The 8121-nt window shown below is 59.0% G+C and carries 12 protein-coding genes and 1 pseudogene; all 13 read left to right on the top strand.

Features of this window, described 5'->3' with window-relative positions:
- The coding region (locus tag A7D21_RS33380; RefSeq protein WP_069553797.1) for a phage terminase small subunit P27 family at window positions 1-444 on the top strand (444 nt) is incomplete at its 5' end.
- On the top strand, window positions 444-2171 hold the full coding sequence (locus A7D21_RS33375; RefSeq protein ID WP_069553796.1) for a terminase large subunit: 1728 nt from the start codon (window positions 444-446) through the stop codon (window positions 2169-2171). The genes A7D21_RS33380 and A7D21_RS33375, both read left to right, overlap by 1 nt.
- 7 nt (window positions 2172-2178) lie before the next feature.
- Window positions 2179-2343 carry a hypothetical protein gene (locus A7D21_RS36015; protein WP_171902668.1) on the top strand — a complete coding sequence of 55 codons (165 nt, stop codon included), beginning with the start codon at window positions 2179-2181 and terminating at the stop codon, window positions 2341-2343.
- Window positions 2336-3673, top strand: coding sequence for a phage portal protein (locus A7D21_RS33370; protein WP_069553795.1), 1338 nt, complete (start codon window positions 2336-2338; stop codon window positions 3671-3673). The genes A7D21_RS36015 and A7D21_RS33370 overlap by 8 nt, the downstream gene beginning before the upstream one ends.
- Window positions 3670-4371: an HK97 family phage prohead protease gene (locus A7D21_RS33365; protein ID WP_069553794.1), complete on the top strand. Its 702-nt coding sequence runs from the start codon at window positions 3670-3672 to the stop codon at window positions 4369-4371. The genes A7D21_RS33370 and A7D21_RS33365 overlap by 4 nt, the downstream gene beginning before the upstream one ends.
- 9 nt (window positions 4372-4380) lie before the next feature.
- On the top strand, window positions 4381-5640 hold the full coding sequence (locus A7D21_RS33360) for a phage major capsid protein (protein ID WP_083272298.1): 1260 nt from the start codon (window positions 4381-4383) through the stop codon (window positions 5638-5640).
- 49 nt (window positions 5641-5689) lie between these two features.
- Window positions 5690-5935: a hypothetical protein gene (locus A7D21_RS33355; protein WP_069553793.1), complete on the top strand. Its 246-nt coding sequence runs from the start codon at window positions 5690-5692 to the stop codon at window positions 5933-5935.
- A 2-nt stretch (window positions 5936-5937) separates the two neighbouring features.
- Window positions 5938-6414 (top strand): head-tail connector protein, encoded by a 477-nt coding sequence (locus A7D21_RS33350; RefSeq protein ID WP_069553792.1) that lies wholly within the window; start codon window positions 5938-5940, stop codon window positions 6412-6414.
- Window positions 6414-6746 carry a head-tail adaptor protein gene (locus A7D21_RS33345; protein ID WP_069553791.1) on the top strand — a complete coding sequence of 111 codons (333 nt, stop codon included), beginning with the start codon at window positions 6414-6416 and terminating at the stop codon, window positions 6744-6746. Before A7D21_RS33350 ends, A7D21_RS33345 begins: the two co-directional genes overlap by 1 nt.
- A gap of 9 nt (window positions 6747-6755) precedes the next feature.
- A complete protein-coding gene (locus A7D21_RS36010; RefSeq protein WP_171902667.1) occupies window positions 6756-6926 on the top strand; it encodes a hypothetical protein in 171 nt (56 codons plus the stop codon).
- Window positions 6927-6929: 3 nt separating this feature from the next.
- Window positions 6930-7433: an HK97-gp10 family putative phage morphogenesis protein gene (locus A7D21_RS33340; RefSeq protein ID WP_069553790.1), complete on the top strand. Its 504-nt coding sequence runs from the start codon at window positions 6930-6932 to the stop codon at window positions 7431-7433.
- Entirely contained in the window at window positions 7426-7812 is a 387-nt protein-coding gene (locus tag A7D21_RS33335; RefSeq protein ID WP_065870026.1) for a DUF3168 domain-containing protein, read from the top strand. The genes A7D21_RS33340 and A7D21_RS33335 overlap by 8 nt, the downstream gene beginning before the upstream one ends.
- Before the next feature lie 55 nt (window positions 7813-7867).
- Window positions 7868-8121, top strand: a pseudogene (locus tag A7D21_RS33330) (hypothetical protein); the annotation flags it as partial.

Genomic DNA, 8121 nt, shown 5'->3' with positions numbered 1-8121 from the left:
AAGCCAACGGCCAAGAAAGCACTCGCCGGAAACCCTGGCAAGCGCGCGCTGAACACAGCCGAACCGCAGTTTTCCAAGATCACCCAGATCGACCCGCCCGAGTGGTTCAGCCCGCGCGCAGCCACCATGTGGAACATGATTGTCCCGGAGCTGTTGCGGGAGAACGTGGTGGCGATCACGGACCTGCACAACGTTGAGGCCTTCTGTAGCGCCTACGACAACTGGCGCCTTGCGCAGGAATCGATCCAGCTGCATGGCATCGTCGTCACTGGGGCCACTGGTGGACCGATGAAGAACCCCGCACTTACCGCCGCGAACGAAACAATGCGCCAGATGGTGACGTTCGGTTCGATGCTGGGCCTGGACCCGGCCAGTCGCACACGACTGATCGGCGGAAATAAGGAGAAAGAAACCAACGAATTTGCCAACCTGCTGAGAACCTGATGACCAAATCTGCCCACCCCAATGTCGACAAGGCAACGGCGTGGGGCCGGTCATTGCTTCGCGGGAAGGTTCCGGCGTGCCGCTACATACACCAGGCGGTGCAGCGCCACTTCGACGACTTGGCGGCGAGCCGCAAGCGCGGCTTCCGTTTCAAGTTCGACCCTGCGAAGGCAGAGAAAAAGCTCAAGCTGATGCAGCTGCTCCCGCACACCAAGGGCGAGTGGGCATTCAAGCGTCAGCTGATCACGCTCGAGCCTTGGCAGCTTTTTGGCCTGGCCGTGACATTCGGCTGGGTAAAGAAGAAGGGCGGGCACCGTCGTTTCCGTGAAAGCTACTGGGAAGTGCCCAGGAAAAACGGCAAATCGGTTGTTGCCGGTGGCGTGGGCATCAGCATGTTTGTCGCCGATGGCGAATTCGGTGCTGAGGTATACGCCGGCGCGACCACTGAGAAGCAGGCTTGGGAGGTTTTCAGGCCTGCCAAGCTCATGGTCAGCAAATCACCGATGCTGATTCAGGCCGCCGGCATCGAGGTGAATGCCTCGAACATGAACATCCCATCCGACTTCAGCCGGTTCGAGCCACTGATCGGTAACCCTGGCGACGGTGCATCGCCAAGCTGCGCCATCGTCGACGAGTACCACGAGCATCCAACGTCCGCACAGTACGACACCATGCTCACAGGCATGGGCGCCCGGCGTCAGCCGTTGATGTTCATCATCACCACCGCCGGCGCCGACATTGAAGGCCCGTGCTACGACAAGCGCCGCCAGGTCGTCGAGATGCTGGCCGGTACTGTGCCGGATGAGGAGTTGTTCGGCTGGATCTGGACGCTGGACGAAGGGGACGACTGGACTGACCCGAAGATGCTGGCCAAGGCCAATCCGAACCATGGCGTATCGGTGTTTCAGGAGTACCTGGAAAGCCAGCAGGCCAGGGCCATTCGCTCGGCCCGCTTTGCCAACACCTTCAAGACGAAGCACCTGAACCTCTGGGTGAGCGCCAAATCTGGGTTTTTCAACATGGAGGACTGGAAATCCTGCGAAGACACCACTCTCACCCTTGAGCAATTCGAGGGGCAAGAGTGGATTGCGGGCTTCGACTTGGCGCGAAAACTAGATATGAACTCACGGGCTCGACTTTTCTGGAGGGTCATAGATGGCAAGACCCACTACTACAGCGTGGCGCCCAAGTTCTGGGTGCCTTACGACACTGCTTACGATAGCGACAACAAGCGCATGTCCGAACGGTTCCAGGCTTGGGTCAATTCCAAGGACCTGGATATAACCGATGGCGCGGAAATCGATTACCGCGAAATTCTAGAAGACACCAAAGAAGCCAATCACCAGGCACCGGTGCGCGAATGCCCAATCGATCCGCACGGCGCAACTGGCCTAAGCCACGACCTCGATGACGAAGGCTTCAGTCCGATCACGATTACGCAAAACTACACCAACATGTCCGACCCCATGAAAGAGCTTGAAGCAGCGATAACGGCTGGACGCTTCCACCATGACGGGCACCCAATCATGACCTGGTGTGTTGCCAACGTGATTGGGAAGAACATGCCTGGGAACGATGATGTGGTGCGGCCAATCAAGCAGGGCGAGGACAACAAGATCGACGGAGCGGTTGCTATGATCATGGCCATCGGCAGAGCGCTAATTCTGGTCAACGACAATAGCGGCAACATCAGCGACTTCTTTTCGAAACCTATCATTGTTGGATAACGAACACATGGATACAGGCCTGATCCTCTTCATCGTTGCGGCCGTGGCCGCGCTGTGCCTGTTTGTGGCCGGCGTCTTTGTCCTGGCAGGCCTCGGGTGGTCCCTGATCGCAGGGGCAGTATCGTTCTTGGCTGCCGCTGGGTTCATTCGCAAGGGGCTGACCGGTGAGTAAACCTATCAAATCAGTCCTGCGCCAGGCTCTATTCAAGTCCGCTGAGCCTGGGTTTGTAAAATCCTCTCTCGCTGGTTGGGTAGGTCGCCGTATTGGGCTGGGCGACGCTTCATTCTGGAATGGTTACTACGGCACTGATTCCGCCTCGGGTAAAACGGTGAGCCAGCAGACGGCGCTTCAGCTTTCGACTGTTTGGGCCTGCGTACGCTTAATCGCAGAAACCCTGGCCACCCTCCCGATCGCTCTATATGAAGACAAGAACGGTGTGCCGGAGGTAGCCACTTCGCACCCTGTACACCGGGTGATCAGCCAGCAGCCGAACGCCGACCAAACCCCTGTTGAGTTCTGGGAATGTGTGGTGGCCAGCTTGCTGCTCAGCGGCAACAGCTTTAACGAGCCTCATTTGGTGGGGCGAGATCTCTCTTCGTTGGAGTTTATCCTCCCTCAGTCGGTTTCCCCGCCACGGCGCACGAGCAGCGGCTCGATCGAATACCGGTTCATTGACAGCGAGGGCAAGCCCCATACCTTGCTTGATGAGCAGATGATGCACACGCGCGGTTTCGGGACCGACCCCATGTGCGGCTTGAGCCCGCTCGCCATGGGCCGCAATGTATTCGGCGCTGCCATGGCTGCCGATGAGTCGGCCAGCAAGATGTTTGCCAACGGGATGAAACTCGGCGGCGTTCTGTCCACTGACCAGATTCTGAACAAAGCCCAGCGGGAGGACATTCGAGAGGACATGGCTGCCAAGTTCGCCGGCGCGGTGAACACTGGCAAGACGATGGTGCTGGAAGCTGGCATGAAATATCAGCAGGTGTCCATGACGCCCGAAGATGCACAAATGCTCCAAACCCGCGCCTTCAACGTCGAAGAGATCTGCAGGTGGTTTCGTGTTCCGCCTTGGATGGTCGGCCACACGTCGAACAGCACTAGCTGGGGTACCGGGATGGAGCAGCAGATGCTCGGTTTCCTGAGCTTCACGCTGCTTCCCTGGATGAAGCGCATCGAGCAGAGCATTAATCGTCGCCTGCTGCGCCCTGATGAGCGCCGCCGATTTTACGCAAAGTTCAACCCAGAGGGCTTGCTTCGTGCCGATAGCGCTGCTCGCGCCGCGTTCTATAGCTCCATGACACAAAACGGCATCTATACCCGCGACGACTGCCGGATCAAGGAGAACCTTGCGCCCATGGGCGGTAACGCCGCGAAGCTCACCGTTCAATCCAACATGCTGCCGATCAACAAGCTAGGGGAAGGCGCTGGCGATGCCCAGCAAGCCCGTTCCGCACTGCTGGACTGGCTCAATGACAAACCCAAGGGGAACCAGGAATGAAACGCAAAGACCAGTCCCTGGCGGTGAAGTACCGCTCTTTTGACTACGACGTAAAGGCTGTCAGCGATGACGGCCTTTTTTCTGGCTACGGATCGGTGTTTGGTGTCGTCGACAGCTACAACGAGGTGGTGGCGCCCGGGGCGTTTCTCGAGTCGATCGCTGATCTCAAGGCGAAAAGTCGAGCATTGCCAGTGCTCTGGCAGCACCGCACGGGCGAGCCAATCGGTTCCTGGTCCATGGATACCTTGAAAGAGGATACCAAGGGCTTGTTCGGTGATGGCGAGTTGTGGCTGGCCGATGCGCCGTATGCGCGTATCGCCATGCGAGGCATGCAATCAAGATCCATCACCGGTCTTTCCATTGGCTACTACGTGCGTGAATCGACCTTCGACGAGAAGACCCGAATACGAACGCTGACCAAGCTGGATCTGGTGGAAATTTCCATTGTCACCGTGCCGGCCAACGACGAGGCGCGCACCGACACTATCAAGTCGAAGCTTGCCCACGGCGGCCTGCCTTCACTACCCGAATTTGAGCTGCTCCTGCGCGAGGCAGGCTTCTCGAAAACTCAGTCCGCGGTGATTGCCCATCGCGGACTGCAGCATCTGCTCCGGAGCGAGTCCGCGGGCGACCTGGCAGCAATTGAAGTGGTCGAGGCGCTCAAGTCGCGCCCGGCACTGTCCCTCCCTTCGTTTTGAGGATTCACCATGCATAACGCCATGAGCAACCAGGCTCGCGCCGAAAACCGTCAGATGCAACGCAAGGAGCATGCCGACGACAAGGTCCAGTTGAAAGCAGTGAATGATCTCCTTGATCAACGCGACCAGGAAATCAAGGCTTTCGCCGAGAAAGCCAACAAGGAAATCAAAGAACACGGCACTATCCTGACCGAAACCAAGAACGTTCTCGACGGCCTGGTAAAGGATGGCCTGGGTTTGCAGGATCGACTGCAAGACATTGAGCAGAAGATGGCTCGCCGCTTCGCTGCGAACGACCCAACTGAGCAAAAATCCGTTGGCGAGCAGCTGTCCGACTCGGATGACTACCAGGCGCTGACCACGAAAGGTCGCGGTATCGCTCGCCTGAATCTGAAGGCTGTCACCAATATCACCAGCGCCACCACCGGCACTGGCGGCGTAGGCGTGGGCATTCAGCCTACCCGCGTTGCTGGGATCATCACTGATCCAGAGCGTCAGTTCACCATCCGTGATCTGATCATGCCCGGCCGTACCGCATCCAACGCCGTCGAGTTCGTGCAAGAGACGGGTTTCCAGAACATGGCGGCGCCTCAGGCAGGCGAGGGCGCGCTGAAGGCTCAATCCGATCTGTCGTTCGGCATGGTCACAACCACGGTCAAAACCATCGCTCACTGGTTCAAAGCATCGAAACAGGTGCTGTCGGATATCCCGTTGCTGCAGAGCTACATCAACGGCCGTGCAATCTACGGCCTGAAGTACAAAGAAGAAGAGCAGATACTCGCGGGTGACGGCACCGGCCAGAACCTGTTGGGCCTGATCCCGCAAGCCACCACGTTCAACGAAGCGCTGCGCAAGGCAGGCGATACCAAGATCGACACCCTGCGCCGCGCGATCCTGCAAGTGCGGGTCGCTGAATACCGCGCTTCGGCCATCGCGCTGAACCCGGTCGACTGGGCCGATATCGAACTGACCAAGGACAGCACCGGATCCTACATCTGGGTCAACGTTCAGGAAGGTGGCGTCCAGCGTCTCTGGAAGTTGCCGGTGGTGGACAGCAACGCAGTTCCTGAAGGCGAGTTCCTCGTGGGCGCAATGAATATCGCCGCCCAGGTGTTCGACCGCGAAGACGCAGCCGTCGAGGTTTCGACCGAAGACGGCGACAACTTCCGCACCAACATGGTCACCATCCGTGCCGAAGAGCGTCTGGCGCTGGCGGTGTACCGTCCGGAATCCTTCGTGCACGGCGAATTCGAAGACCCAACGCCTTAATTCCTCAATAATCCAAGGAGCGCGCCCGGGTGACCGGGCGTGTGTGCAAATGCCAGACATCGAAGTGACAACCAAAAAGGGCTTTCTGAACGTGGGTGAGTACGTGAAGAAAGGCCGTTCCATTACCGTCGATGAGTTCCGCGCCAAGGAGCTTCATCGGAACGGATTGATTGAGGATTACGACGTGAAGCAGGCACCCGAGCCCGAAAACAAACAGGCCAAGGAAGCGGATAACAAAGCCGCTCCAGAGGTAAGCCAAAAGCCGAAACCCGAGCTGAAAAACAAGGCCAAATAATCATGAGCGTGATCGACATCGAGCTGGCCATGAAGCACTTGCGCGCTGAAAGCGAAGACCAGGACCTGGTGCAATCCCAGCTGGATGGCGCTGAAGCGGCAGCAATGGCGTACTTGAATCGCTCGTTCTATGCCGATCAGGCCTCCTTGGACGCCGCGCGGTTGTCAGCTCCCACCAAAAGAGCAGCCGCGGTGGTCGATTATGACGTATCGATGCTGGCCGCCCAGGCTATTGAAGATTCTGATCAGCGATCGGAGGCGGAGGCCGATGTGCGGTTTATATTCGCTGAAACGCTGGAGTCGGTAGCCAGGGCGGCTCGTGGGTTGGTGGTGAATAAGGCTATCGAAGCGGCGTGTCTGCTGAAGCTTGGTCACCTCTATGCCAACCGTGAAGAGGTTGTGACCGGAACAATTGCGACCGAACTGCCGCTGACCAGCAAGTCGTTGCTGGCGCCGTACCGTATCGGCATGGGGGTCTGATGAGAGCCGGCCCATTGCGTCATCGATGCATCATGTTCAAACCAGTTCTGACGAAAAACAAAACGGGCGGTTTCGACACTTCGTGGGTGGAGCTCGTAAAACTTTGGGCTGAGATCACCATGCCCACGGGCCGGACCGCACCAGTCGCTGAGCAGTTGAAGGCGGTGGTTACCGCGGAGATACGCGTCAGGCCGCGCGCGGACGCTCTCGCAGGCAATCGCCTGGTGCACACGGCGAACGGAATCACCACCACCTACCTGATCGAAGCCGCGCTCCCAAACAACGAGCGCGACATGCTTCGGCTGCTCTGTTCAAACGTACCCAATCCATAGAGGTGAATTATGAAAGTTGTTGCCCTGGGAACCCTGTCTGGCGCCACTGGTGACCGAGAGAAGGGTGATGAGTTTGTGGTCGATGCCAGACTCGGCGCCGATCTTGTTGCGCGCGGCCTGGTAGAGCCAGCACCCGAAGCAGCGCCCGCCGCTGAGAAGCCGGCCAAGCCCAAGGAGTAGGCCATGGCCGCCCGCCGATCGCGCATGTCCGGTGACTTCAAGTTGCGCCGCACGCTGCGCAACATCCACGCGACCATGGATAACGAGCTGGCGCCGGTAATGCGCGACAGTGCCGAGCGGATTCTCTCCACGATGAAAAGCCTGATCCCGAAAGACACGGGCGCCGCCGCTGCTGCTCTGACGGTTTTCGTTTCGCAAAGCGGCCTCGACGCCCAGATCGGTATCAGGGGCAAGAAGAACAAGCAGCGTTTCTTCTACTTGCGCTTTATCGAGTACGGCACCAAGGGTTACACCGGGAACAAGCGAGCGGGAGGGCGCAGCCGTCGGCCTACCAACAAGGCGGATGGCGCGCACTTCTTCGGCAAGTACCCGGACATCCCGGCGCGGCCCGCTCACCCATGGCTTCGCCCAGCGAAGGACGTGAACCGGGAGTATGTCGTGGCCAGCATCAAGGCAGCCATTGGGCGAACACTGCTCAAGGCGAGCAAGGGGCTGTCCAATGGCTGATCCGTCTGTTGCGCTGCAGGAGGCAATCTTTGCCAGGCTGACAGCGGAAGTTTCTTGCCCTGTCCACGACGGCGCGCCCATGGATTCCCCCATGCCGTATGTCTCGATTGACCGGGAGATTTCCACCAACACTTCACCGATTGCCGGCCGGAAGCGCGAGCAGCGGCTGGTTTACCTGTCGGTCTGGTCAGACGCCCACGGCCAGGCCGAGGTGAAGCGCATCCTCGGTGAGGTTGTCGCGGCCCTGGACGAGCGCCGGCTACCGTTGACCGTCGGGCGCGCCGTCTCGGTCAGGGTCGAGCAAGCAGACTCCCAGCGCGAACCTGACGGCGTCACGTATCAAGGATCGGTCACGGTCCGCGTCATCACCACCCACTGAACCCAATACCCGGCCGCACCGCGGCTTTATCCAATGTGCCCTTGGAGGAACCCCCATGGCCGACGACAACCTCAACACAGCCGCCGGCTGCCGAATCAGCATCGGCAGCAAGAACGGCGCAGACACCGAAGCGCTCTACAAGGCAGACACCTACGTCGAAATTGGCGAAGTGGAAGACCTGGGCGAGTTTGGCGACACGTTCAGCTCCGTGACCTTTACGTCACTGCGCGATGGCCGAGTTCGTAAGTATAAGGGCACCGCTGATGCTGGTGACCTAACCCTGGCCGTCGGCCTGGACAACGGTGACCT

This window comes from Pseudomonas sp. AP19, assembly GCF_001728855.1.
GTDB lineage: Bacteria > Pseudomonadota > Gammaproteobacteria > Pseudomonadales > Pseudomonadaceae > Aquipseudomonas > Aquipseudomonas fluorescens.
The sequence above is the reverse complement of the archived record's forward strand: the minus strand, read 5'-3'. Positions and strand labels throughout refer to the sequence as shown.

Coding starts and splice junctions, on each gene's coding strand:
- A7D21_RS33340 (WP_069553790.1), top strand. CDS start 6,930: ATGGCCGCCCGCCGATCGCGCATGTCCGGTGACTTCAAGTTGCGCCGC.
- A7D21_RS33355 (WP_069553793.1), top strand. CDS start 5,690: ATGCCAGACATCGAAGTGACAACCAAAAAGGGCTTTCTGAACGTGGGT.
- A7D21_RS33360 (WP_083272298.1), top strand. CDS start 4,381: ATGCATAACGCCATGAGCAACCAGGCTCGCGCCGAAAACCGTCAGATG.
- A7D21_RS33345 (WP_069553791.1), top strand. CDS start 6,414: ATGAGAGCCGGCCCATTGCGTCATCGATGCATCATGTTCAAACCAGTT.
- A7D21_RS33350 (WP_069553792.1), top strand. CDS start 5,938: ATGAGCGTGATCGACATCGAGCTGGCCATGAAGCACTTGCGCGCTGAA.
- A7D21_RS36015 (WP_171902668.1), top strand. CDS start 2,179: ATGGATACAGGCCTGATCCTCTTCATCGTTGCGGCCGTGGCCGCGCTG.
- A7D21_RS33335 (WP_065870026.1), top strand. CDS start 7,426: ATGGCTGATCCGTCTGTTGCGCTGCAGGAGGCAATCTTTGCCAGGCTG.
- A7D21_RS36010 (WP_171902667.1), top strand. CDS start 6,756: ATGAAAGTTGTTGCCCTGGGAACCCTGTCTGGCGCCACTGGTGACCGA.
- A7D21_RS33375 (WP_069553796.1), top strand. CDS start 444: ATGACCAAATCTGCCCACCCCAATGTCGACAAGGCAACGGCGTGGGGC.
- A7D21_RS33365 (WP_069553794.1), top strand. CDS start 3,670: ATGAAACGCAAAGACCAGTCCCTGGCGGTGAAGTACCGCTCTTTTGAC.